At 35.6% G+C, this 22,311-nt stretch carries 31 protein-coding genes and 3 pseudogenes; 5 read left to right on the top strand and 29 right to left on the bottom strand.

The window, feature by feature from the left end; translation table 11 throughout:
- Positions 1–206: 206 nt before the first annotated feature.
- A pseudogene (locus tag C9J37_RS28850) lies at positions 207–443 on the bottom strand (helix-turn-helix domain-containing protein); the annotation flags it as partial.
- 315 nt (positions 444–758) lie between these two features.
- Between C9J37_RS28850 and C9J37_RS01015 the strand changes: the two are divergent.
- Positions 759–1,187 carry a hypothetical protein gene (locus C9J37_RS01015; protein WP_107893873.1) on the top strand — a complete coding sequence of 143 codons (429 nt, stop codon included), beginning with the start codon at positions 759–761 and terminating at the stop codon, positions 1,185–1,187.
- 160 nt (positions 1,188–1,347) lie between these two features.
- Here C9J37_RS01015 and C9J37_RS01010 read toward each other — a convergent pair whose 3' ends face one another.
- Together C9J37_RS01010 and C9J37_RS01005 are read right to left on the bottom strand one after the other, a co-directional pair.
- Positions 1,348–2,022 (bottom strand): M15 family metallopeptidase, encoded by a 675-nt coding sequence (locus C9J37_RS01010; protein WP_107893872.1) that lies wholly within the window; start codon positions 2,020–2,022, stop codon positions 1,348–1,350.
- A pseudogene (locus tag C9J37_RS01005) lies at positions 2,019–2,372 on the bottom strand (phage holin family protein); the annotation flags it as partial. The pseudogene C9J37_RS01005 and the gene C9J37_RS01010, both read right to left, overlap by 4 nt.
- 560 nt (positions 2,373–2,932) lie before the next feature.
- On the opposite strand from C9J37_RS01005, the gene C9J37_RS28135 reads away from it, so the two are divergent.
- From C9J37_RS28135 to C9J37_RS00990, 4 genes are all read left to right on the top strand, one after another.
- Positions 2,933–3,100 (top strand): hypothetical protein, encoded by a 168-nt coding sequence (locus tag C9J37_RS28135; RefSeq protein WP_167397235.1) that lies wholly within the window; start codon positions 2,933–2,935, stop codon positions 3,098–3,100.
- Between the two features lie 79 nt (positions 3,101–3,179).
- On the top strand, positions 3,180–3,689 hold the full coding sequence (locus tag C9J37_RS01000; RefSeq protein WP_107893871.1) for a hypothetical protein: 510 nt from the start codon (positions 3,180–3,182) through the stop codon (positions 3,687–3,689).
- 69 nt (positions 3,690–3,758) lie between these two features.
- Positions 3,759–4,412 carry a hypothetical protein gene (locus tag C9J37_RS00995; RefSeq protein WP_107893870.1) on the top strand — a complete coding sequence of 218 codons (654 nt, stop codon included), beginning with the start codon at positions 3,759–3,761 and terminating at the stop codon, positions 4,410–4,412.
- A gap of 87 nt (positions 4,413–4,499) precedes the next feature.
- The gene (locus C9J37_RS00990; RefSeq protein ID WP_107894019.1) at positions 4,500–5,021 is read left to right on the top strand and encodes an SHOCT domain-containing protein; all 522 of its coding nucleotides are present in this window, start codon (positions 4,500–4,502) and stop codon (positions 5,019–5,021) included.
- Positions 5,022–5,071: 50 nt separating this feature from the next.
- Here the strand turns inward: C9J37_RS00990 and C9J37_RS28845 are convergent, their stop codons facing one another.
- From C9J37_RS28845 to C9J37_RS00865, 26 genes and pseudogenes are all read right to left on the bottom strand, one after another.
- Positions 5,072–7,420, bottom strand: coding sequence for a P-loop ATPase, Sll1717 family (locus C9J37_RS28845; RefSeq protein WP_235616982.1), 2,349 nt, complete (start codon positions 7,418–7,420; stop codon positions 5,072–5,074).
- A 369-nt stretch (positions 7,421–7,789) separates the two neighbouring features.
- Positions 7,790–8,272: pseudogene (locus C9J37_RS29520) on the bottom strand (peptidoglycan recognition protein family protein); the annotation flags it as partial.
- On the bottom strand, positions 8,269–8,529 hold the full coding sequence (locus C9J37_RS00975; protein WP_107893868.1) for a phage holin: 261 nt from the start codon (positions 8,527–8,529) through the stop codon (positions 8,269–8,271). The pseudogene C9J37_RS29520 and the gene C9J37_RS00975, both read right to left, overlap by 4 nt.
- 14 nt (positions 8,530–8,543) lie before the next feature.
- Positions 8,544–8,789, bottom strand: coding sequence for a hemolysin XhlA family protein (locus C9J37_RS00970; RefSeq protein ID WP_107893867.1), 246 nt, complete (start codon positions 8,787–8,789; stop codon positions 8,544–8,546).
- 56 nt (positions 8,790–8,845) lie between these two features.
- A complete protein-coding gene (locus C9J37_RS00965) occupies positions 8,846–9,073 on the bottom strand; it encodes a hypothetical protein (RefSeq protein ID WP_107893866.1) in 228 nt (75 codons plus the stop codon).
- A gap of 77 nt (positions 9,074–9,150) precedes the next feature.
- Positions 9,151–9,324 carry a hypothetical protein gene (locus C9J37_RS28130; RefSeq protein WP_158497861.1) on the bottom strand — a complete coding sequence of 58 codons (174 nt, stop codon included), beginning with the start codon at positions 9,322–9,324 and terminating at the stop codon, positions 9,151–9,153.
- 2 nt (positions 9,325–9,326) lie between these two features.
- On the bottom strand, positions 9,327–9,593 hold the full coding sequence (locus tag C9J37_RS00960) for a hypothetical protein (RefSeq protein WP_107893865.1): 267 nt from the start codon (positions 9,591–9,593) through the stop codon (positions 9,327–9,329).
- A 4-nt stretch (positions 9,594–9,597) separates the two neighbouring features.
- Entirely contained in the window at positions 9,598–10,344 is a 747-nt protein-coding gene (locus C9J37_RS00955) for a hypothetical protein (protein WP_107893864.1), read from the bottom strand.
- Positions 10,345–10,686 (bottom strand): hypothetical protein, encoded by a 342-nt coding sequence (locus C9J37_RS00950; RefSeq protein WP_107893863.1) that lies wholly within the window; start codon positions 10,684–10,686, stop codon positions 10,345–10,347. It lies immediately after the preceding gene.
- Positions 10,686–11,504, bottom strand: coding sequence for a putative phage tail protein (locus C9J37_RS00945; protein WP_107893862.1), 819 nt, complete (start codon positions 11,502–11,504; stop codon positions 10,686–10,688). The genes C9J37_RS00950 and C9J37_RS00945 overlap by 1 nt, the downstream gene beginning before the upstream one ends.
- A 10-nt stretch (positions 11,505–11,514) precedes the next feature.
- Complete coding sequence (locus C9J37_RS00940; protein ID WP_107893861.1) at positions 11,515–11,862, bottom strand: phage tail fiber protein; 348 nt, start codon at positions 11,860–11,862, stop codon at positions 11,515–11,517.
- Positions 11,859–12,899: a baseplate J/gp47 family protein gene (locus C9J37_RS00935; RefSeq protein WP_107893860.1), complete on the bottom strand. Its 1,041-nt coding sequence runs from the start codon at positions 12,897–12,899 to the stop codon at positions 11,859–11,861. The genes C9J37_RS00940 and C9J37_RS00935 overlap by 4 nt, the downstream gene beginning before the upstream one ends.
- Entirely contained in the window at positions 12,900–13,346 is a 447-nt protein-coding gene (locus C9J37_RS00930) for a DUF2634 domain-containing protein (RefSeq protein WP_107893859.1), read from the bottom strand.
- Positions 13,346–13,705, bottom strand: coding sequence for a DUF2577 domain-containing protein (locus C9J37_RS00925; RefSeq protein ID WP_107893858.1), 360 nt, complete (start codon positions 13,703–13,705; stop codon positions 13,346–13,348). Before C9J37_RS00925 ends, C9J37_RS00930 begins: the two co-directional genes overlap by 1 nt.
- Before the next feature lies 1 nt (position 13,706).
- Positions 13,707–14,684: an XkdQ/YqbQ family protein gene (locus C9J37_RS00920; RefSeq protein WP_107893857.1), complete on the bottom strand. Its 978-nt coding sequence runs from the start codon at positions 14,682–14,684 to the stop codon at positions 13,707–13,709.
- Positions 14,684–15,106, bottom strand: coding sequence for a hypothetical protein (locus tag C9J37_RS00915; protein WP_107893856.1), 423 nt, complete (start codon positions 15,104–15,106; stop codon positions 14,684–14,686). Before C9J37_RS00915 ends, C9J37_RS00920 begins: the two co-directional genes overlap by 1 nt.
- Positions 15,107–15,119: 13 nt before the next feature.
- On the bottom strand, positions 15,120–17,243 hold the full coding sequence (locus C9J37_RS00910) for a phage tail tape measure protein (protein WP_107893855.1): 2,124 nt from the start codon (positions 17,241–17,243) through the stop codon (positions 15,120–15,122).
- Positions 17,244–17,452: 209 nt separating this feature from the next.
- Positions 17,453–17,848, bottom strand: coding sequence for a phage tail assembly chaperone (locus C9J37_RS00900; protein ID WP_167397234.1), 396 nt, complete (start codon positions 17,846–17,848; stop codon positions 17,453–17,455).
- Positions 17,849–17,876: 28 nt separating this feature from the next.
- Positions 17,877–18,311, bottom strand: a complete 435-nt coding sequence (locus tag C9J37_RS00895) for a phage tail tube protein (RefSeq protein WP_107893853.1) — start codon at positions 18,309–18,311, stop codon at positions 17,877–17,879.
- A 14-nt stretch (positions 18,312–18,325) separates the two neighbouring features.
- The gene (locus tag C9J37_RS00890; RefSeq protein WP_107893852.1) at positions 18,326–19,384 is read right to left on the bottom strand and encodes a phage tail sheath subtilisin-like domain-containing protein; all 1,059 of its coding nucleotides are present in this window, start codon (positions 19,382–19,384) and stop codon (positions 18,326–18,328) included.
- 3 nt (positions 19,385–19,387) lie between these two features.
- Positions 19,388–19,885, bottom strand: coding sequence for a phage tail terminator family protein (locus C9J37_RS00885; RefSeq protein ID WP_107893851.1), 498 nt, complete (start codon positions 19,883–19,885; stop codon positions 19,388–19,390).
- Positions 19,882–20,310 carry an HK97 gp10 family phage protein gene (locus tag C9J37_RS00880; protein WP_107893850.1) on the bottom strand — a complete coding sequence of 143 codons (429 nt, stop codon included), beginning with the start codon at positions 20,308–20,310 and terminating at the stop codon, positions 19,882–19,884. Before C9J37_RS00880 ends, C9J37_RS00885 begins: the two co-directional genes overlap by 4 nt.
- Positions 20,307–20,636 carry a phage head closure protein gene (locus C9J37_RS00875; RefSeq protein WP_107893849.1) on the bottom strand — a complete coding sequence of 110 codons (330 nt, stop codon included), beginning with the start codon at positions 20,634–20,636 and terminating at the stop codon, positions 20,307–20,309. Before C9J37_RS00875 ends, C9J37_RS00880 begins: the two co-directional genes overlap by 4 nt.
- Before the next feature lie 9 nt (positions 20,637–20,645).
- On the bottom strand, positions 20,646–20,936 hold the full coding sequence (locus tag C9J37_RS00870) for a head-tail connector protein (RefSeq protein ID WP_024360937.1): 291 nt from the start codon (positions 20,934–20,936) through the stop codon (positions 20,646–20,648).
- The gene (locus C9J37_RS28125) at positions 20,926–21,081 is read right to left on the bottom strand and encodes a hypothetical protein (protein WP_158694844.1); all 156 of its coding nucleotides are present in this window, start codon (positions 21,079–21,081) and stop codon (positions 20,926–20,928) included. Before C9J37_RS28125 ends, C9J37_RS00870 begins: the two co-directional genes overlap by 11 nt.
- A gap of 38 nt (positions 21,082–21,119) precedes the next feature.
- Positions 21,120–22,310, bottom strand: coding sequence for a phage major capsid protein (locus tag C9J37_RS00865; RefSeq protein WP_235616981.1), 1,191 nt, complete (start codon positions 22,308–22,310; stop codon positions 21,120–21,122).
- Position 22,311 lies beyond the last annotated feature (1 nt).

Here is a 22,311-nt window from a genome sequence, read left to right as displayed (position 1 = left end):
CAGTTCATATGAGCGCCTGTTTATTTATTTTGGTGACTTAATAGTAATTTTTCAACCTGCGTTTTCAATGCCATATTTGCATACGTTAAGACTAAATCCTCACCAGCTGTAGCAACGGTTAAATCACTAAAGTATTCGTCTATCTTTTCCCATTTCACGACTCTGATTTTATCTTTAGCCAGTAGCCTTTTAGAGCTGGAACATTCTTTTAATTTCGTTTGTTCGTTATCAGATTCAGGACCTTTATTAAAGCTATATTGTTTGCCTACTGGTTGTTTCAAACGATTCACTTCACCATTTCTATACCAACGCACCCATGTTTCGACCTGTGTTTTATGGCGTATATTTAATTCCAATAAAATCTGTTTGACAGGTACATCCGCTAATCGCATCTCAATCGCTTTCATTTTTACATCATATGGATAACTCACTCTTGTTCCCATAGAAAAAACACCTCCTAATTGAAGTTTGGGTATCTATACCCGATTTCAATCGAAGATGCTTTTTTTATTTGTCTATACCTATTGGGGTCAGTTCCTATGATGTATATTTAGTTTTTTTAGGATCACATAAAAAATAAACTTTTTCAGATTAAATAAACCTTATAAATTCAACTAGAGTTCCATTAGCACTCACATCTCATTTTTTAAAAAGGAAAAATTCACTTTGGTAAATATTCACAAAAATTTAACATAATTAAATCTTAAAATATGTTAATATTTATTTGTAATACATTAACATATTTGGAGGTATTTGTTATGAAGAAAAAATTACTACTTGTCCCTGCTTTATCAGTTGGATTATTCAGTGGGATAACTGGTGACGTATCAGCTGCTGAAACAGAGACTTTAAACGAAAATCAAACTTATTCGACAGTAAGTACATATGGTATTCATGACAAAGCTTATGAATTAAAAAATGGAGGAATTGGGAACTCTTATACTGATCGTTATAGTGCTATAAAATATTATAAATTTTATTTCGATGGTTATAGCGGAGTCTCTGTAAAATTCGAGAGTTATGGATCTCATAAATTGAGTATATTAAACGGAAACTTTATCGAAGTAGGCTCAGATCCTGGTGTATTAGCTAAAGATTTAACTTACGGTTGGAATTATATTGAAGTAGTAGATACAAGACCATCCCTTAATGCATCATACTTTGATTTAAAGGTAACTTGGAATTAGTTTGTTATTTCATATTTAGAGCAAAATTACTTCTTAAATATATAATTAATTCTTCAATACCTGTAACACTAAAGACCAAGATGGCAATTAAGCTATCTTGGTCTTCGGTATTTTTATGATTAATTTCAACAGGTACCGTACTGATTTTGATTACTTTTTATTATTTCTTATTACTACGTCTATGCTCAATCGTAATACACAACCCAATCAAACGATCCGTTGTCATCACACCATTTTGTAAATCCTTCAAGTGTGATTCCTGAATAATACCGTCCTTCATAGCCTGTGCAATAAAGTTTTCTGTTTCAGTTTTAATAGCTGGTGAACCTGGATTCCAATTTGTATTTGCCACTATAATTTCCTCCTTCTTGTCTTTCACGATTAATTGAACTTTCAATTTGCTGTTACTCGGTACAATTACTTGTCCTTCTAATTTATAGCCTTTAGGCATCCTCCAATTCGCTTTCACTTCAAAGTGTGGACGGTCAATTGCTTTTGTCCATGTACCGCCCCATTCAATACCTAGCTTTTTTGCAATGGCTCCTACTCGACTTAATGTAGTGACATCATACAATGATTGCGGAGGACCAACAGCAATATCCCATGCTAGACGTGATTTATGGTTACTGTTTAGTGTCCATGTAACAACTTTCCCTGGTCGTGTTCGTCCTTGTGCATACAGGTAATGTTGCCGCGCTTGTGAGCGATATGTTTCAGTGATGAAGATGTTCTTAATGCCTGCTTTGTAACACTCCTGAAATAGCAATCGACACGCAGTTTGTGCACCAGGTAAAAGCTCAGCTAAGTCTCGGCATGTAGTTGTAACGCTTGTCATTTTGCATCATCCTTTTTCTCATCATTGTCAATTTGAAGTTGTGTAAATGCGTTAGATAAAAACTTAGGCACCTTGATTCCTAACTTACCTAGATTCTCAATCATACTGATTCCTTCCATACCGATAAGGAAAAGAATCATGGCATTACGCATGAAGTTTCCACTTTCGGTTGCTAAGTCTAATTGCACCGCAGCAATGACCATTAATATCATTACTGTCTTTTTGATTAAACCATTAAACATCTTTTTACTTTCAGTTTTCTTGAAGACTAAACTAACCATGAATCCTAATGCATAATCTACAGTCATGAATATAACTAACGCTTTTATTAAGTGGTCAACGCCGCCAACAAAATAAGCGACCTATGCCATGAAGCAGCCTACGATTGATATAGAGTGTGTCTATTTTTATCTGACACCTTCCTTTTTGTATAATAAAAGCCCTCCACAATCATCTGTGGAAGGCTAATTCTCAATCATATTTATAACGGTGGCGAATCGGTGGCATCCTCCACCCTAAGGATATAAAATTACTAATAAACAACCTCTACAAACGTTGTTATATCAACATTACTTCGTATCGTCCATCTTCAATACAGCCATAAATGCTTCTTAATTCATAAACGTAATTTTTTGAATTCTATTCCGTTTTTATAACTTATAAAAAGCCCTGAAACCATTAATTCACAAGGTTTCTTGAACTCTTTTTGTAATAAATTAAATCTTTATAAAACATATTGTTTTTTTATCCTCCGCAAGCAAAATGTCGGCAAATCATATCTTTAGTTGCAATCATCTTTTCATTGCACATAGTACTTTTAAAAAGAGTATACTTACTTATGAATCCTTTCCATTTTTATCTATTTGTTATTGTATTCCCTGTTGTTAATCACCTATTAGGAGGGCTAACCATGTTTAAACAACTAATTAGCAAAAAGAAACGTCAACTAAAGAAACAAGCTAAAAAAGCAATATATGAAGCTATTGGATTTAAACCTATAAAGATTAAAAAACCTAAGCCATTAATTAAGAAAAAGCGCAAACCATCTTTAAAACGAACAATTAAAAAATTATTTTAAAGATTACGTTTGTCTTTATTCATCTGTACTTTTTGCTCTTAATTTCCTAAAATGGAAATACAAAGGGAGGAATTTTGAAATGAAAAAACTATTTTATGTTGGAGCACTATCAGCTTTATTACTTACAGCGTGTGGTGAGGAAAAAGCTGCACCTAAAGAGGAAGCTCCTGCTAGTGAACAAGCAGAAGTTAAAGAAGAGCCTGTTACTATGGAAACACTGAAATGGCAAGAGGAAATTAAAAAGTTAGCTACAAATTCTGATACAGCATCTGATAAATTTTATGCACTCGAAAAATTCTTGATTGCGTATGAGCCTACAGAAACAGAAGTTAAAGAATTTTCAACTTACATTCTTAATGACTACAAATCGGGTAACTATTTAAGTGAAATCAGAAACCATGAGCGAATGTTGGCTAACATTTTAAAATCTTATTTCGTTGAGAAAAATAGCGATGGTGCTCTAAAAGACTTTGCTTTTGACTACTTCCAAAACATGAAATATACATATCGTGGTGTCGATACTGTAGATAGTGAAGCTGTAAAATCAAATGAAGAACAAATGAACAAAGCTATTAAAGAAATAAAATGAGTTGATTATCTCGTGAACTTATATTTGGATAGCATTTTAATGAATGAGCTATTTTAGGGAGTTAAAAATATGTATATTTTAAATACAAAAATTAAATGGAGTAACTTTCAAATAATTTTCACTACTCTTATTTTAACAATGGTAGTTTCCTTTATGAAGGCGCTAATCGATGTAGAAATAGGTAAGGCCACTAATAATTTAGGAGGGTTCTGCGAAAAGCCAGTTATTCAAATAAGTTGTATGTACGCATCAGGTTTATTAAATGTTCTTTCAATAGCTTTTGCTGCTATATTTGGTAGTGTAGCTTCTTTAAGTTATTTACGCAGTAAGCCAAGCAGTTATATACGAAAACAATTTAATAAAATAGCAAAAAGCCATCTAGACATATGTGACTCTTCATATAAATTTGAAATATTTATATTAGGAATTTCTGCTTCTAAATCTTTCGAAAATGGTGAATTTCAGAAAGCCACGTTGATTAATGACATAGATAAACATTTGATATTATTAGGAGATTTGGAAAACAGCACGAAAATGTCTGTTAGTTTATTTGCAAAAGAAAGTAGAGAATTTTGGTATAAGCATCTATTAGAAGTATCATGTGCTGATGATGTAATAATTGGAGAAAAACTAAATAAAAGAGATTTGTATTTTGAACAAATTAAGTTGGAAAGACTCTTTTTTGATAGGATTTTAAAAACCTACAAATACACTAAAAATTAACATTAAAGTTATTCTATTTTTATAACCACTTTTGACTGTTATTAATGTATACGATTGAATTAAAATTATTTGTAAGGAGTGCATGACATGGGTACAATAGCAGAAACAATAAAATTTGCAGGTTTTGGTAAGAAGAAAGCAATGGCTAAACAGATTCAACTATTTGATGATAAGCTCACAGATCAAGGTGAAACACTACTTGCTGTATGTGCATCCGTAAAAGGTACAAAACAGCTTTATGTCACGGACAAACGTATTATCTTACATGAAATCAAAGGTATTGTTTCAAATGATGAAAGAAGCATTCCTTTATCATCTATTAGCAGCATTAACATTTCTAATAAGCTTGTTTACTCAAAAATTGAAATCGTATCTACTGGAAACAAAGCAATTATTGACGACGTGCCAGCACATATTGCACTTGAAATTAAATCAGGTATTGAGAACTTAAAAACAATGGCCAAAACATCATCTGCTCCTGCAGCTAAACAGGAAAAGGATATGTTTGATGTGGCAGATGAAATACGTGAGTTGAAAGATTTATTGGATGATGGAATATTATCGCAAGAAGAATTTAACGCGAAGAAAAAGAAATTATTAGGGATATAAAAAGCCAGGTACTCACCTTCTAATGAGTATCTGGCTTTTATTTTTGTAACTTATTTTTCTATTCCAAGATAAGCATGGAATGCTGGATTTATTTGATATCTTTTAGATTGTGCTTTACGAGATGCGTATTTTTCTGCAAGCCTATCAGTTATTTTTGCAGGTCTTTTATCTCCATAATATTCAAATTTATTTTCTTGTATTTCTTTTCCTAGAAAAGTCATCTCACATAGTATTTCTATTAAATGTTCAACCTCTTGAGAACTACTCTCCTGTAAGCATTCTTCTAATTGTTCTTGGTGGATTACAGAATTAACTCCTGCAAATTCATAAAAAATCGATTCTAAATCATCAATTCTTCCTCCATTTTCAGGTAGCAATGATTGCAATGCATACTCAGAGTATGAAAGCTCGGCAGATTTAAAGTCTTCTTCTGCCACCTTTACATGTCCTCTATTAACTGCTTCTTGAAGAGCAGATTTAATTAGATATATGATGTCGCGCGGGCGAGGAAGTATGAGTTGACTAATATAATCTTTTAATGGTAAACCATCAACTTCTTTACAAAAATATTGGTCCCATAGTTCTTCTGGACTTGTAACTCCATTCCGGCTGTATTGGATTCGATTTTCAATCACTCGAAATAGTAAAGAAGGTTCTGACCAAGAAAGTTGCTTTGTAGGAATTTTATCTCTCTCATCTACAAAATTCATAATTCTAGAAAAGATATCACTTCTAATAAATACTATTAATGAGAGATTAACTCTTTTATGCTTATACGAACTCTTATGAAATTCTTCAGTAATTTGATGAATAACGTTTAATAGTCCAAATAAAATACTACTCAACTCTTTTATTTCCGCTTTATCATTCCAATTTTTGTCTAAATTATCTATTAAAATTGTAACTTTCTCTTTATTTTCTAAAACTCTACCTAGGTAGCTCCTTAAATTCTTAATCATAGAATCATGCAAAGTTTCACTAACTTTCAGTCTTTGCTCTTCTACTGTTTCTGCACGATTCATTGAACTGAGTGCTGAAATAACGTTTTCTAATCTTAAGCTAAAGTCTGCATGTATTAATCTTTTATTTTTTGTAACAAAATCACAAAACTCTTCTTCTTCCTTAGTCAAATAGTAATGTAGAGGACGGTTTTCAATATGCTCAAAATAATGCCTCGCAATTTCAGTATAAATAAGATACTTCCATATACTTTCTATTAAATGCCCTTGCTCTGACTCTTTTTTTAATTTAGAGAATGTATTTAGTATTCCCTCTATCTCATACCCCTGTGGTTGAATAGGTACAATAAAATTCCTTTTGTCCGAAGACAATTCATTTTTGATTTTAATCAAGTTAGCAGTTTTTCCAGTACCTTTCCTACCCACAAATAAAACTTGTTGTGAATTCAAAGCTTCTCTATATTCTGCTGTTTCTAAAAAATATTCCACCAAATCATGATTTTCATTTTCTGCGACATAGTCTCCAACAATTAGATTAGATAATTTCCCTAATGCTCTTTGTTCTGCTCGATAATCACCATATTTTTCTTCCATCTCTCTAAACTCAGTAAGCAATGGTGTGAACCATTCATTAAAATAAGTTTCACAATCATTTGCAGTTGCATGAACCTTTAATAAATCATAATAATCTAAAGGCGCCTCAAAAGGTTTATGAGCTAGTATTATAACTCTTAAATCAAGACCTCTTGCTAAGCCTGCAACAAAAGCTTTTCTTGCAGTATCAATAGGGTTTTCCTCTTCATTTTCTCTAGTATGGAAGTGTATAATTACACCTAAAGAATTTGGTAATAAATTTAAATACCATTCTATAGTTTCATTACCTTCATATGGGTCATCCATTTTGCAAGGAACTTGTGATTTATCAATTATTGAAGTAATTCTATTAGAGGCGCTTGTATTTTCACTACACTTTAAATATATTAAGTTTCTATCTAAATCAACACATCTCCCTTTGATATCAATGGTTTTAGAATGTATATGAGGGATATCAGAGAAAAATTTTTCAGAAAGATCCTGAAAATTTTTATATTCAGCATATCCTATAGTTTTTAGCAAATTAAACATTTTATAGTTTGAGATAGCTTTATGGTGTGTAGAATTTAATGTAATCCAAATTTTTTTCCCTTTTGAAATTGCATAGCCAAGTTCATAAAGTACATTAAAATTGAGATATGTAAGATCACACATAAATAAATCACAGTTATCAATCGATTTTAGTATCCCATCAATTATTTTTTTTCCTGAAATAGATAAATCTTGCCATGTAGTTATTTCTATCTCTTCACTAGAATTATTAATCACCTTTACTGCTTCGTGAATATCTTCTAATAAATCTATTTTATGACCAGGGTAAGCATAAAAAGCTTTTTTAGTTCCCACACTACCACTCCCTTTTTTTGATAAATTATACCATATTAACTATATTTTAAGGAGTTAGGTTAAAAAATCAATTTAGTAAGCCCGATTTTTTTGTGAATATTTAACTTGAATAAACTAAAAAGAATAAAAGCAAATTATACTACCCTGTCTAATTTATTTACTTCGTCTTTGTTGAATCGTAATATACAACCCAATCAAGCGATCCGTTGTCATCACACCATTTTGTAAATCCTTCAAGTGTGATTCCTGAATAATACCATCCTTCACAGCCTGTGCAATGAAGTTTTCTGTTTCAATTTTCATAGCAGGTGAACCCGGATTCCAAATTGACACCTTTGTTTCCTCCTTTTGTCGAACCGTATTTTTTGGCTTCATTGCTTCTTCAATTCGTTTCAAGAAGCTATTCCAGCGACCTTCGCTTAGTATCCGATGCGGACAGTATTTTCCGTTCCAATCTTGGTGTTTTTTAACTCGCTCAATTCCCCACCCAAACTCATTAAGTAATTTTGCGATATATTGTACTGTATTTTCCTCTGCCGCAGCATAACGGGCACCGCCACTTTTGCTGTAACAAATTTCAATACCAATTGATTTACGATTACCATTACCTTGACCATCACCACAATGCCAGGCATTACGGTTAAATGGAATGGCTTGCATCACTTCTTTATCATCAACAGCTACATGATAGGATACCTGATTGTTGTTAGTAATCATGTATTTAATTTCATTGCCTGCAGAAGCATCATTTGCGGTATTGTGTACCGTAATATACTGCGGTGCCATAGAGTAAGGTGCTTTTATTGTATATTTTCTGGATGGTAATGGGTTTTGTTTAAATTTGTAACTCATTTCTCATCATCCTTTGGCTTGTTATATTTTAGTGCGTTCACACTGTCAGAAGCTCCTTTAGTAGTTGGGTCGATAATAATACCAAGCAATCCCAAAATGCTTAATACCGTCTCTGAAACGGCTGTAACTTGATAGTTGTAAATTGTAATATCGAAATAAAAAATGCCTGCGATCTGATTCGCAAGCACAAGTAGTAATGCAATTAATGACACCCAAAATTGCTTATGTTGTAGACGTACTTTCCAGTTAATTTTCATCAGAAATATTCCCCCTAATTTGTTTTAATGACAAGCGCCAATAACGCCAAAATTACTGCTCCAATAATTGTTGTAGATGCCCACCAAACAATTTTATCGATTTTATTTAAACGATGATGTGCACTTTTTGTACTTGCTAAAGCTTCATCTGCTTTATCTTCTGCTCGATTAGCAGTATCACGGATGTAGTTAATACCATCTAATTTTTCTCCTATTGCACCCAGGCGCTCATATACATCTCTTACTAACTCATCACTCATCTTACACGCTCCTTTACGTAATAAAAAAAGACACGCAATTGCGTATCCTTTTTTTATTACTTACTTATAAGTATTTCTTTTGTTTCAGTTGGAATGAATTTCAATAATTTACTTGCCGGTGTTTTACTTAATGTTTCAGCTAATGAATAATATTTTGTATAAAGTTCTTCGATATGTTCAGGTTCTACTGGTCCTCTCGATACATGTAATTTTAATAATTCAATAGCAACATCTTTAGAATTGCGTTGAATAGGTGTAGGCTGAACTGAAATTCTATCTGTCATTCGTTATCACTCCCTTCACCTACTGTATTTCGACAAAAGGAAAGTATTTCCTGCTAATTTAGACAATAAAAATTACGCTAAGCTTTTGCTTGCGTTTCAATTAATGTACATAGCTCTTTATATTCATCTTGTGAGATACGTTTTGATAAAACAAATAAATCCATACTTGATAGCAATTCATCTTTTTGTTTTTCTGTCATATTTTCTTGCTCCGCTAATTTTTTGCACGCTCGATAAGTAATGTTGTTCATGTTCATACCTCCAACTCTTTTATAGCAAGAAGTGTTTCTGTATTGACTAGAATCTTAGCTTGTATTTCGTCTATCTGTGGTTCAATTGGTGTTGGCTCTGAAATGATAGGGGCCGTAAACTCACCTGTTTCTCGGTTGTAATCCCAACCTTCTTGTACATCTGGTTTGCTTGTAATATCAACTAAAACAATATTTGGTGCAAACTCCGGTTTTTCATCTGCTTCAAATATCCAATGTGCTTTGTCGTATAAAATTTGTGTAAATTTCATCTAGTCACACCCACCATTCTATAATTAGTAAGCCATTTCCACCGTTGCCACCAAGTACAGAAGCTCCACCAGAACTACCTCCAGTTCCACCCCTACCTCCAGCACCTACAGTAATGGTGTGAGTTGTGTTTGGTGCCACAGCAACTTCTTTTTTAATAACGAAGTCCCCGGCACCCCCACCGTTAGCACCTGCTCCTCCTCCTCCGGAACAGTAGGCACCGTCGCCAGCTTTTAAATTTGTACCACTTCCTCCAGTAGTACCATATCCACCAGAAAACCATCCACCATTACCACCATTTGGTGGATGTGCGCTGTTGAAGGCGTTAGAACCCTGACTTCCTCCAGGACCACCAGAAGGCGTAGGTGTAGGAATACCTCCACCTGTGGTTGCATAACCGCCACTCCCACCGTTAAGCGTTAATACATTTCCAAAGCTTGAAACACCACCCGCACTTCCTGGGTTACCGGAGGCATTTCCTGCACCGCCACCACCTCCTCCAGCACCACCGCCAGTAATATAAACTTCAGTAACTCCTGCAGGTACTGTGAAAGTGCCGTTAGATGTATAAACTTTTGATCTCATAACTTTGCTTGCATTTTTGTTTGCGATTTGTGTGCTTACATTAGCTACATCTTGCTTAACTTGGTCTACACTTGTTTTCGTTGAGTCCGTAGTATTTTTAATATCATCGACTGTAGTTTTAATTTCTTGTTGCTTTTCGTAACTAGGGAAATTCCCATCTAAATTCATCTATATCACCTCTCGTATGCTAAATGTAAAACATCCTAATGTTGGATTGTAACCAAAGCCAATTTGATGCAGTTTACCTTCATGAATAAACTGATTATGTTTAGCCATATCTCCCGAATGTGTATCAAGTTCTTGTTTCACTGTACTTGATTCTTGCTTGACCTCATTAATAGCCCCTGCCAATGTTTTATCTGCTGTTTCTAGGTCAGGAATTGACGCACTACCCTTTTGCAATTCACTAACTGCAGCATCCAAGACATCCATATTTTCATTGATTTCTGATATTAAAATACTATCGGTAGGTCCAGGCTTCTTTAAACCTAAATTTGGTGTATGTTCCATCAGATCACCTCATTTTCATATATCTTAATTTCATCCCATGTCATGTTTGTTACACTTCCCCAGGTTCTATTGCTGACAAATTCCCAAACGTTGAAGGTATATGCATAGCCAAATTCTAAATGCGCTGGCACAATGATTTCAATTGCTTGCATAAGACCTTCCAAGTTATCAGGAATGCCCTTTGTACCAACAAATTTGATTTCATATACGCCAGGTATATTTGTTGGGTTAATGTCTACTTCACCATTACTATAAGCAGAAGCCACGGCTTTAATTGTTTCTTTAGTCGTTTGGTCAAAGCTTGCGCGATTTCTTGAAGAAATCTGTTCCCTACGTTGGTCATAGCGTAGTGTGTTATTTGGTTTAATGCCAAGATCACGTTCATAAATAGGCAAGGCTTCAATGGCCGTATCGATAAAAATGTTTCTATTTACAATTTCAAGCTGTTGTTCTGTATTTCGAAGCTCCCGATCATCGGCTGTAAGTATCGTTCTAAAGGTATTGGATTTACGCTCATACAAAGGTAAATACTTCATCATGTCCGATAGATAATCTTTTGTGGAAACAACAATACTTGTAATCATTTCAGCTCTTGTCTGCATGATAATAGGTGATTGAACCACCTTAACACCTTGGGTAATCTGCTCTGTGATGATCTCATTTGTTGCACCGGTTGAAGCAATTGAAACACCTTGCGTCTGTAGCTCTGTTTCAATAATCATCAAGGCAAGTCTAAAGCACTCCCATTGGTGCGGTGTTAGATCGCCCCAGGTAAACACTGACACTTGGCCCCATTCAGATTGTGGTATTGCATGCATGGTTTATCACCTACCTCAATCGGACAATTAAATAGTTTTTAGGAATCTTGTATTGGCTAGATATATCGATGTTTTTCGTAAACTCTGCTTGCGATTTAAACAGCAAATTACCACCTGTTTTAGCATCAAGAATCCCAATGTGCGTAATATCTCCCCATGACTCTGCAGCAATAGGAAACAGAATATCAGCGCTGTTGGATGTTTGGCCATCTGTAGGTGATGCAAATACACCTGGTTGTCGTGAGTAGCTTGCTGTAGTTACTTCAATGTCTCCATTGAACAAGGCAACAAAGACTGGCGTTGTTCGTAAATTGTCCGTTAGAACTTTATTTTTTAAATACACTGTCATGTGATTCATTCATTAATACCTCCCATTACTGGCACCCCATCATCAGGAATAACCACATTAGCAGTTGATCCATTGATTAATAGATTTTGATAATCTAAAACGCCATCACTATCAATAATGAGCGCCCCAATCTTTGCATAACTTACAAATGAAGTCTTAAAAGCTATCTCTTTCAAATGCGTTGTAATGTTCTTTTTAATATTTGTTTTGACTACTTCCTCTGTGTATCCTGGCATCAAAGTTAAGGCTACTGACAGATTAATTAATAGTGCTTCTGCAGATATAACATTCAAGTCTTCAACACCAAAAGGCATTTCTACTTCAATGTGCGTTTTTACATCTTCAATTAATTCACTCGTTGCAGGTAATTTGTTCGCATCGATCACGACCACTTTCATTGTCAGTGGACCATTATAGCGCGGAAATACTTTTGCATCCCCAACACCAGTTACTTCTAATGCCCATTCACGATATTGATATTTGTTTCCTGCTTTACCCGGACGCTGTAGCTTATCATAATAGCGCTGGCGTAAATCATGATCTGTTTCCTCATCGTAACCATCAACAACAGCATCAGGATTGTACACATTCACCAAGCCATTGATAGATGCAGGGAAATTTACAATGGTGTTCGCTGGCACGTTTCCTATTTGGCCAAACTCATTACATTGCACTCGAACATGAGCAAACCCACTTTCATTTAGAACAGCTTCTTCAAGCACTGTGTATAAAATTGTGTCTGTACCAACTAGCTCGCCAACTTTAACAAGTATGCCAGCTGTACCAGAAACAATGACGGTTGTTGTTGCTTGGGTAGCAGGTTTACGGCTAATTCCTGTGCGTTGATAAACAAACCGAGTAAGCTCGTCTTCGGTTAACTTTTCAACATCCAGCTTTTCTTGTACTGCAGCAATCTTCTTTTGTTGTTCAGCAAATTCAACGGCCACTGGCTTTGTCACATCATAAACAAAATTACCTTTTGACTTATCGTAATCATTACTAATATTGGTCATCATTCGATCATGAATGATTTTTTCATCTTCCATCTACGCTGCCACCTTCTTTATTGGCTCGTCAATTTCGAATGCACCTTCTACCGTGACGACTCTAAATTTTATCCGCATCCATTTTCCATCATGGCTAAACTGCCATTCCTGGATCTCTTGAATGTGTGTATGTTCTAACAATGAAGCCGTAACCTCACGTTTAATTTCTGCTTCGATAAAGGCACGTGGTAGGCTAGACCCTATTAAATCCTCTAATGTCACGCCATAAGGAATATCTTTATAAATCCTAAAGCGAAAGCGTTCTGTCTTTAACACTTTTAAAATCCATTGCTTTAATGTTTCCAAGCCATGAATCTCAACCATTTTCCCATTTTTAAATACAAAATCACCTTTATCAAAGTCATACAAAAAAGACTTACCAAGTGGTGGTAAGTCCGTTTCAATTTCTTGCGTATTAAATTCTAGTTGAGCAATCTTAGGTAACATTATTCGAACCTCACCGCCTTACCTACAACATAATATAAATTCTCGTCATGAGTAGGTAGTAGAATCACTTCATCACCTTCTTTGAGTGTATCTTTTGTTTTAGATTTCACTTCTTTCGCTTCAAAGGCTTGAAATGTGCTTTCAGTGAATCTAATTTCACCTTTTAGCTCTATGTCACGTTCATAATCTCCTAAAACATGAGCTGCAAACACTAATTGATTATTATATAAAATAACTTTTTCATTCAAGCGTATTTGAGCATTAGGTGGTGGCGAAATGACAATGCCTGTAGACATTGAAACTTGCTTAGGATTTTCATTATTTTTAAACATTTTTGCAAGATCCGTTACTGCATCCATTTTATTTCACCTCTAATGTAGGCTTCATGGTATGAATACCTTTACTAATCGTGTGCAACACATCTTTAATCAAGAAAGTGCCTTTAATTCCCGTGGTCGGTTCTTCTAATGCAAACAGTCGACCAGCCCTAAAATCATCGTGGCCCATCAAATCAACACTATTTTCTTCTGACACTTTTGATAACTGCTTTAATTCATTTTCAGCTACTTGTTTAGCGCTTTTCTTCTCATTCTGATCTAGCTTCACGACTTTAGTAATACGGCCAAACTTCTCAGCCATTTTATTATCCGACTTGGTTAAAACTACTTTGTCATTATTTCCTACAACCTGGATTGTATTAGCCATTTCTGTAATGCTACGCCTTTTAGAAGGATTCATAAGTGCGGAATGAATATCGTATTGTGGACCACCTTCGAATAATTGAAATGTACCGGTTACTATTACATCACTTTGTTTTTCAATGTATAGTTTACCTTGGCGCATTTCCATGAGATATTTTACGCCTAATGATTGTTCTGCTGTCGTTAGAATTTCTTTGATAATTTCGCTTACTTTTTTATCATTGAATATTTTCGTAATAGCTTTTGGAATAGATACGATGTTACCTATTTGGATATTAAAATCTTTAGCTATTTTCTTGATACAAGCGTCTGCAGATAATTTATTAAACTGATATACAGCTGTAGATTTATTTAAGTAAAAGGCATAGTCAAAGGCAACATATGCAATTGGTGATCTTCCATTTTTCAACTCGTCCACAATAATAGCTCGCGTTATTTCCTTACCATTGTTGTATAGAGCCACCATATCACCAATATCACATGGATTCACAGGGAAGTAATTTGTATCATTAAAAGCAATACTAAAATTAATTTCGTCTCCTAATTCATCCATGTTACTACGCCATGTCAGTGTACCCAGCATAGGCGTAATGTTTGTCATGGTTTCTCCTTTGATTAACCATAATTCATGGGCCATTATTTCACCTTCTTTGTTTCTAAAATAATCTCTTTAAATTCTGATAGAGCCAATGAATAATAAACATCACCTGAACCATCTTGTAACCCTGGTTCAAAGTTTTCAATCGTCACTAGCATATTAATAGGTGTGTTTGACATAATCAGTCGAATTGGCATTCGTTTATCTATCCAGCCCTCAATGATCTCGTAATACTCCCACCCAAAATATTTATTGTTTCGTGAAAATGGATACACCTTTGAAGGAAAAAAAGAATCAATCGTAAGAGATTTCAATCCTCTACGACCAAGTAATTTAATGTCACCTTGATTAATCGTAGTGAAAACTTCATTGTTCACAGGGCTAGGAATTTTAAATTCAGCTGGCACTATAGGAAGTTGAATAATTTGTTTTCTATCCATCGTACTTAAAAAAATATCCATCTATTCAACCTCCCTATAAATTGGCCAATCTTAATTTTAGTAATGGCACAAGTTCATTCGCGACTTCCATAGGTGTAACACCTTTAGCATTTAAGTTTTGAATAATAACCTGTACATTGCCGTTATTTGCAGTTGCAGGCTGAGGGGTACTTCCTGTAGTTGTAGGCGTTGCTACAGCAACAGGTGACGGTTGAACCATTTTATCTATGTTATCAATATTCCCACCTGCAGCACGTACACGTTCAGCTTGTCGAGCTGGAATAATCATTTCGCCTTTATGGATTTGTGCTAGGTGATCCTCCTCAATGCGGTTAGAACCAACATCATACTGCGGTACTTTACCACCCGCTGAGGCTTTATTAATACTGTCCACACCCGTTTTTACATCTCCCCAACTGACTTTAGGGACAATGGGGATGTTTACACCAGGGATTTTATTAATTACCTTAATAAGCCCATTGAGCTTATCGATAACAAAATTAACACCACTTCCAGCCGCGCTTTTAATAGTGTTCCACGTTGTATCCCAACCAGCGCGAACCTTGTCCCAATTTTGATAAAGCGTGATTCCTGCAGCAATGAGTGCTCCGATTGGACCAGCTACAAGTGCTAGCATTGGATTATCGAGTAATCTTTGCCACAATTCACTTGCTTTTTGTTTTACAACGTCCCAATTTCGATATAGTAAAACACCTATAGCAATTACTGCTGCAATTCCGATTACTACCCAAGTAAGTGGACTAGCAAGCATGGCCGTGTTCATTGCCCATTGTCCTGCAGTGGCAAGTCCCATAGCTGTTTTAAAGCCTTGCACCATCGTGGTAACAGTAGTAATCACTTTTAAAGTGCCTATTCCAACTGCTAGTACACCAGCTGCTGTGCTCACTCCAATGAGCGTTTCTTTAATTGGTCCCCAGTTCTCTCTCACTGTATTACCAAATTCAAAAGCCTTTTCCACAATACCTTGAATTTTCGGTACTAATTCATCCGCTTTTTGAGCAACTCCTTGTAAAAATTCTTGTGCACCTGCACCGTTTACAACATCGGCTATTCCCACCTGTAGCTCTCGCCATGATGAAATTAACCTATTTTTAAGACTCCCTTCCACTTTGGCAGATGCAGAATCCGTTGCTCCTTCAAAATCCTTCATAGCTTCTTTTGAACCTAGCATTGCGTACATGGCTCCTGCTTCGAGGTCTTCCCACTTAGTACCGAATAAACCTACACCTATTTGATTGGCTACTACTTGGTCATCCATTCCTTTTAATTCGCCAACTACTTTACTTGCTACATCGGATACGGTTCCTTTACCATCTAAAAAATCTTTCCATACTTTCTGCGTTCCTTGTGATAAATCGCCCATAGCATCGCTTGTGCCTTTTGAGCCGTCTTTAACACGGATTTGGAACTCTTTCATAACATCATTGACGTAATCTAAGTTGTAAACGCCTGCTTTTGCGCCTCTTTCTAAGATGCCGAAATATTCTTCTGCGCTATACCCCATTGTGCCAAATAAGGACGAATACTCTGCGACATTATCAAACATTTCGTTTGAAAAATTCAACCCTCGTTGACCACCTGCAGTAAATAAATCAAATGCTTTATCTGCAGATATACCGAAAGCCTCCATCATGTTATTCGTGCCACGTGTGACTTCGTTCACGTCACCATCAAACGTTTTAGCTAAAAACATCGCATTAGAAGTAACTTTACTTAATTCTCCATTATCGATATTCTTCATGTTTTGTTTTACACGCGCTAATGCACCTGTAACTTCATCGATGTTTTCACCGTACCCTTTACTAAATACTTCTTTGGCAGCACTTCCGTACTGTTCCATTTCAGAGGCAGTTGCACCCGTTTGGGCTTGTAAAGTGTTTAACGCGCTGTTCATATCCAAGATAGATTTTCCAACGCCTGCTCCTAATGCCGCAACTCCTGCTGCACCTATGGCACCAGCTCCCATTGCGACTCCTTTAAAAACTCTAGTTGCTCCTTGTCCAAAGCGTTGGATTTGATTGCCGACTCTTGTGACACCTCGCCCAAAATCATCAGCTCTCTCACTAGCACGCCTTAAATTACTAGAAAAATCACGGTCTTGTAATGATAAGATTGCTGAAATAACCCTTCTGCCCATATTCTCACCGCCTTTAGCAAAAGAAAAAAGCTAGAACGAGACTGTCTTCATCGCTCCAGCTTGCATATGTTTGTTTCTTTCTTCTAACTCCTTGTCCAAACTTGCTGTCATAAATAGCTTGGTATCGTAATCAAGATTTAATAAATATTCAAGCTTAAAGCCTTTTTGATTATAGTGATGAAGAAAATAAAAATCATCATCACTATCAATTAGTTTTTTATAGCTTTAACTCCGCCTTTTTTATATCCAGCTAATTCAAACGCCACCTCTGATAATTGGGCAATTTCCCCTGGATCAAAGATTTTTGAGACGATTTCAGTAGGTATTGTTTTACAGCCATATGCTGCTAATAATTCAGGATCTTTTAAATTTGGCTCAATCATTGTGTTGTAAACAATGTATTCATCAGCATCCGTGTCATTGTTTTCATCTCGCGCCATTTTCATTGTATCTACACATAATGACTTTTCAGGTTTACGCAAAACTACTACAACACCTAAGCGCTCAACAACTACTTCCTCTGTGACATCATCCTTCACTTGATATTTTTCTTTCTCTTTCATTAAATCTACAACTGATAAACGTTTGAGTTCTTTATTTGTCATTTCGAATTCCTCCAATGTTTGTATTTGCTTAAGCACTAATGCGATCGATGAAATCATAATCAGCAAAGTTAAATGGTAATTCCTCTGTTCCTGCTGTTTTTTGTGCAAATTGCATAAGCATAAATTCATTAAATGTAACCTCGTTAATGGCTACACGTTCTGAACCAAATGCTCCAGGATCAGCTAATTTTCCGACAAGATTCACGTCGGGCAATATTCCTTTTTTCACATCATCAGCCAACAAGTTTGCGCCTCGGCTATAAACCTTTTTAACTTTTAATGTTCCTTCACCTGACCAACCAAGCATCTTTTTATGAGTTGCTGGATCTTCGGCCATATTTACATCTTCATAATCAATGGTTACTTTGGCTTCAAATTCCTCAATATCGAGCCACTTTTCGTTGTTCACCCACACGCTGCCATATGTGCCGTTAATAACGCGATTAGCTTTTAATTTTGACATTTGTCAATCCCTCCTTAAATCGCAATATCCATATCTAAGTCCTCAATAGCATCTACAATCTTAATGTTGCCACCTAAGAATACATTCTTTTTAAAGGACATTTCTTTTACTTTTTGGTCATCCCAATCCGTAGTATCTACACCAGTTGACTCCCACGCTGAGCGTTGTTTTTGTACATTTATTTCAGCTTTATTGTCATAGTTCGAATCAAGAATTTCTTCTCCTTCTAAGCCGTCATAGTAAGCGTTAATTGAACGAATAAATAACACTTGATTATCGTAGGTGTTGTTGTGTTTACCGATGTAATTTTTATCAAATGTGGTGCGAATATCGTCTTTTATTAAGTCCTGCACTTCCATAACACGGATTGATTTAAAGTCTTCTGTCTTTTTACCTGTTGTTGTTGTCAGACTGTTAACACCTCGTCCGATTTTAATATTTTCGCCGTCATTGATAAGAATAAGCTCACCATTATCAACAGCTGTGTCAGGATCTTCAATATCTGTAATAGCATCTATTTCATTCAACTCGTAATAAGTAGATGAACGTGTAAATGGCAACCCTGCCAGGATGCCAGCAATCCGCGCTGTGTATTCTGCAGTTGTATAATCCTTCTCGCCAACTTTAATTCCTGTTGTTGTATAATTAATGATTCCTTCATGATCTGCATCACAGTTTGGTAAAACTGCCTTAAATGTTTTCTTATCATTGTCACGTTTAGTCTTAATCCAAGTTGCAATAGTTGTTGTATCCTTGTCTTCGATACCTGGAATGGCCAAGTAGTTAAATCGCTTATTGTTTAAGCGTGTTAATGCGGCATTATAATCAACTGCAGTTGTTGCCAAGCGTTCAATAATGACTTTACTTGGTGTACCCATGAAAGTTTTTTGAATGTAATCTAAGTTTTCTGCTGACCATGCATCGGTTTTTACTTCCTCTATGCTTTTATACGTTACTGTATCAGCCGTTTGCACGTCGTCTTTTAGTATCAATGCAACAATTCCAAGCTGGCTACGCTTAATAGCTGTAACGGCTTTCCCATTAAACTCAATAATAATTTGTGGTAGGCCCATTGTTTAATCCCCTTCCTCGTCATCCAACTCACCCATAAGCTCAATTGGATGTTTCTCATACCATTCTTTCCCGTTTTTAATTTCATCCTCAATATCAGTATTTGAACTTGAACTTCCCTCACCGTATTCACGGCCGTCAAAGAATTGAAGGTCAAATTCAAATTGCAATACACCATCTATCTCATCAAAGTTTGGTTCGACTATATCTAAATGGCGATCTCCTACAGAAAATTTAAGGTCAAATAAATTACCAAGTGCTTCTTGAACATCTAGCAATTCAATCGCATTATCATTTTCATCTGTAGGAAAATAAAAAATGCGAACCGTGCAAGACTTTTCAACTTGTGTCAAATAGCCCTCACGCTTCACATTATCTAATTCCAATTTAAACGATGGCCGTGTAAATCCTTCATTAGCTGATTTACTAGAAACATCGATATCAATAAAATTAGACTGCAATTTCTTATTGATTGTCGTTTTAATTTGTTTAAAAGTAATCATAGTTTCTTTTTCCTCAACAATTCATCTAGCCATTTTACTGTTTCTTTTTCTACATCACCGGAGGACTCAAATTCACGCATACCTTTGTCTAATGGTTTTTTGCCGTGCACAAAATCGCCTGTTTTATTGCCCTCATGGTCTACCATCCAATGCCCATCTTCTACTAAGTGTGCATGTGGTGACGAATTATAAACACGGGCAACTAATTCACCATGATAACCAACAAAGACTTTTCCTCGCTTCCACTTTTTATGGTAGTTGCCTGTCTTTTTCTTTACTAGACTGCGCGCCTTTTTCGCTACAGTAGTCCTTGCTTTTGAACCAATTTTACGCATCAGTTTTGGAGTTTCATTAGGCAAATCTTTTGTTGCTACATCAAATAAATCACGTTGAAAGTCAGTTAAACCGTTCATTTGAATGCTCACTTCAACACCTCCTGGACAAAGATTTCAAGAGTTTCATTCTTGAAATAAGGATTGAGAACATATTTGATTTCAAACTCATGGCCCTTATATCTGATACGCATATCCTTTGTAATGTCTTTTCCAGCGTTATATCTAACAATGATTTTATGTGTAACATTTGTTAGGATCGTATCAGCTACCTGTTTTTGTAACGAGCCAGTTTGTGGAATGATAGCTGCCCATAATTTTTTTACAGGTATAAATTTATAAATGGTTTCTTCTAACTCATTTTTAGCCTTTTGATTAGTGAGGATTTCAATTCTGTGTCTTAAATCTCCAGGATTCATAATCTCACCTCAAAGTAAATTGATCGAATGCATATCTAAAATAGATTGAACAACTTTATTCACGTTGTTATCCTTCACCGTAAAGATGCGATTTTCATACATTTCATTCGAAAGCACAAAAACAGCGATTGAAATGTCTTCTTTTGTGTTCAGTTGTTCATCTGATAGCCCTGTATATCCTTTTATATAAGCTTTTACAGCGGATAAAATAAGTGTAAAAGTCGAAATAACATCTGATTCTGTTTCGTCTTCTCGCGCATATTTAGCCAGTTCAACTGGCGTAATTTCACTAACCTGCATCAGTTTTCACCTGCTTTTTCACAACAACTTCCTCTACGTGGCCAGCTTGTAACAAATCATCTGCCACATTCTTTGGCAGCACTTTAACTTCATCCTTTGACATTGTGACGCTACCTGAAAAACTTACAAGTGCTTTTACTTTCATCCTGTCACCTCCAATAAAAGAAGCGTAGAGTATAGCCCCTACGCTGATTTCATAACTAATTTAGAGATTTTTTGAGCATTTTCAACCTGAGCATCAATTTCAATCCACCCTACAACACCAATTGCATGTTGAGTAGAATATTTTTCTCGTAGAATTTCGATTGAAACATTTTCAGCAATTTTAACTGCAAGCCCTGACATATCACCGTAGAAAATAGCCGTTTTACCTGCTTCCATTCCTGGCATATTATCAGATGTATACACATCTTTTCCTAATAAAGTATAGCCCCATCGTGCGGTAGCATCTCTGTTTAATAGGTAGTTACCTTGTCCATCTTTCAATTTGCGAATAGCTTTACGCGTTGTTTTGTTCATAATCCAAATAGCATTGCCCTGGAAAGCATCAGGTACTTCTTCTTGTACATCAATTAATTCATCAGCTGTTAAAACTGTTGCAGCTGCTGCAGTCACACTTTGCGTAACTGTTGAAAGCCCTGTTACTTTGTTAGGTGTACCGTTTAACAATTGATTTTCAATCCATTTAGCAATTGATTCAGCCATTTTCCCAACTACAAACGAAACAAGATCAAATTGTGAGTTATTAACAAGTGATTTTGATACTTTACTTAAGGCACCTGCTAAGAAGCCCTTTAACTCGATTGAGCCAAACTTACCACTAGTAGATTCCAAATCCACAAATTCATCAGAATAAGCCATTTCAATAGTTCCTGCAGATTCATCATAGTATGGAATACTTAATGTACCGCCTACATTATAGCGAGTTGCCAATTGATAAATTGGTGAAATGTCGTATACCTTTTGAATGATCTTGTTTGCAATACTAGAAGGAATTACGGCCCCGTTTGCACCTACTGTTAAATTAACATCTGCTCTTTCCTCTACTAAACCACGAATATAGTTATCGAAAGCGCGTGTTTCAGCTTCTTCTTGTGTGCGCTGTTCAGCTTGTTTAGCAGGTACTTTTTTATCCAAAGAACGTGCTTCTTCCTCAGCTTTAATCGTTTTATCTATTTTAGAAATCTCTGTTTTGATTTCTTCAAAACGTGTTGATTCTTCATCTGAAAAAGCACGAGTTTCCTCTTTCGCTTTCTTTAATAACCCGTCCATTTCATCTAGTAAGTTGTTTCGTTGTTCTACTAGAGTAGGCATTGAACGATATTCAATTACTGGTGTAGCAAGTACATTACTCATTTCTAATAATTTTCCCATG

The sequence above is a fragment of the Lysinibacillus mangiferihumi genome (assembly GCF_003049665.1).
In the GTDB taxonomy this organism is placed as follows: Bacteria; Bacillota; Bacilli; order Bacillales_A; family Planococcaceae; genus Lysinibacillus; species Lysinibacillus mangiferihumi.
Note: the sequence above shows the minus strand (reverse complement) of the source record. Positions and strands in the feature narration are given on the sequence as shown.

What these genes read in the sequence shown, in the direction of transcription:
- C9J37_RS01015 (WP_107893873.1), top strand. Translation starts at nt 759, where the DNA reads ATGAAGAAAAAATTACTACTTGTCCCTGCTTTATCAGTTGGATTATTC.
- C9J37_RS01010 (WP_107893872.1), bottom strand. Translation starts at nt 2,022, where the DNA reads ATGACAAGCGTTACAACTACATGCCGAGACTTAGCTGAGCTTTTACCT.
- C9J37_RS28135 (WP_167397235.1), top strand. Translation starts at nt 2,933, where the DNA reads ATGTTTAAACAACTAATTAGCAAAAAGAAACGTCAACTAAAGAAACAA.
- C9J37_RS01000 (WP_107893871.1), top strand. Translation starts at nt 3,180, where the DNA reads ATGAAAAAACTATTTTATGTTGGAGCACTATCAGCTTTATTACTTACA.
- C9J37_RS00995 (WP_107893870.1), top strand. Translation starts at nt 3,759, where the DNA reads ATGTATATTTTAAATACAAAAATTAAATGGAGTAACTTTCAAATAATT.
- C9J37_RS00990 (WP_107894019.1), top strand. Translation starts at nt 4,500, where the DNA reads ATGGGTACAATAGCAGAAACAATAAAATTTGCAGGTTTTGGTAAGAAG.
- C9J37_RS00975 (WP_107893868.1), bottom strand. Translation starts at nt 8,529, where the DNA reads ATGAAAATTAACTGGAAAGTACGTCTACAACATAAGCAATTTTGGGTG.
- C9J37_RS00970 (WP_107893867.1), bottom strand. Translation starts at nt 8,789, where the DNA reads ATGAGTGATGAGTTAGTAAGAGATGTATATGAGCGCCTGGGTGCAATA.
- C9J37_RS00965 (WP_107893866.1), bottom strand. Translation starts at nt 9,073, where the DNA reads ATGACAGATAGAATTTCAGTTCAGCCTACACCTATTCAACGCAATTCT.
- C9J37_RS28130 (WP_158497861.1), bottom strand. Translation starts at nt 9,324, where the DNA reads ATGAACAACATTACTTATCGAGCGTGCAAAAAATTAGCGGAGCAAGAA.
- C9J37_RS00960 (WP_107893865.1), bottom strand. Translation starts at nt 9,593, where the DNA reads ATGAAATTTACACAAATTTTATACGACAAAGCACATTGGATATTTGAA.
- C9J37_RS00955 (WP_107893864.1), bottom strand. Translation starts at nt 10,344, where the DNA reads ATGAATTTAGATGGGAATTTCCCTAGTTACGAAAAGCAACAAGAAATT.
- C9J37_RS00950 (WP_107893863.1), bottom strand. Translation starts at nt 10,686, where the DNA reads ATGGAACATACACCAAATTTAGGTTTAAAGAAGCCTGGACCTACCGAT.
- C9J37_RS00945 (WP_107893862.1), bottom strand. Translation starts at nt 11,504, where the DNA reads ATGCATGCAATACCACAATCTGAATGGGGCCAAGTGTCAGTGTTTACC.
- C9J37_RS00940 (WP_107893861.1), bottom strand. Translation starts at nt 11,862, where the DNA reads ATGAATCACATGACAGTGTATTTAAAAAATAAAGTTCTAACGGACAAT.
- C9J37_RS00935 (WP_107893860.1), bottom strand. Translation starts at nt 12,899, where the DNA reads ATGGAAGATGAAAAAATCATTCATGATCGAATGATGACCAATATTAGT.
- C9J37_RS00930 (WP_107893859.1), bottom strand. Translation starts at nt 13,346, where the DNA reads ATGTTACCTAAGATTGCTCAACTAGAATTTAATACGCAAGAAATTGAA.
- C9J37_RS00925 (WP_107893858.1), bottom strand. Translation starts at nt 13,705, where the DNA reads ATGGATGCAGTAACGGATCTTGCAAAAATGTTTAAAAATAATGAAAAT.
- C9J37_RS00920 (WP_107893857.1), bottom strand. Translation starts at nt 14,684, where the DNA reads ATGGCCCATGAATTATGGTTAATCAAAGGAGAAACCATGACAAACATT.
- C9J37_RS00915 (WP_107893856.1), bottom strand. Translation starts at nt 15,106, where the DNA reads ATGGATATTTTTTTAAGTACGATGGATAGAAAACAAATTATTCAACTT.
- C9J37_RS00910 (WP_107893855.1), bottom strand. Translation starts at nt 17,243, where the DNA reads ATGGGCAGAAGGGTTATTTCAGCAATCTTATCATTACAAGACCGTGAT.
- C9J37_RS00900 (WP_167397234.1), bottom strand. Translation starts at nt 17,848, where the DNA reads ATGACAAATAAAGAACTCAAACGTTTATCAGTTGTAGATTTAATGAAA.
- C9J37_RS00895 (WP_107893853.1), bottom strand. Translation starts at nt 18,311, where the DNA reads ATGTCAAAATTAAAAGCTAATCGCGTTATTAACGGCACATATGGCAGC.
- C9J37_RS00890 (WP_107893852.1), bottom strand. Translation starts at nt 19,384, where the DNA reads ATGGGCCTACCACAAATTATTATTGAGTTTAATGGGAAAGCCGTTACA.
- C9J37_RS00885 (WP_107893851.1), bottom strand. Translation starts at nt 19,885, where the DNA reads ATGATTACTTTTAAACAAATTAAAACGACAATCAATAAGAAATTGCAG.
- C9J37_RS00875 (WP_107893849.1), bottom strand. Translation starts at nt 20,636, where the DNA reads ATGAATCCTGGAGATTTAAGACACAGAATTGAAATCCTCACTAATCAA.
- C9J37_RS00870 (WP_024360937.1), bottom strand. Translation starts at nt 20,936, where the DNA reads ATGCAGGTTAGTGAAATTACGCCAGTTGAACTGGCTAAATATGCGCGA.
- C9J37_RS28125 (WP_158694844.1), bottom strand. Translation starts at nt 21,081, where the DNA reads ATGAAAGTAAAAGCACTTGTAAGTTTTTCAGGTAGCGTCACAATGTCA.
- C9J37_RS00865 (WP_235616981.1), bottom strand. Translation starts at nt 22,310, where the DNA reads ATGGGAAAATTATTAGAAATGAGTAATGTACTTGCTACACCAGTAATT.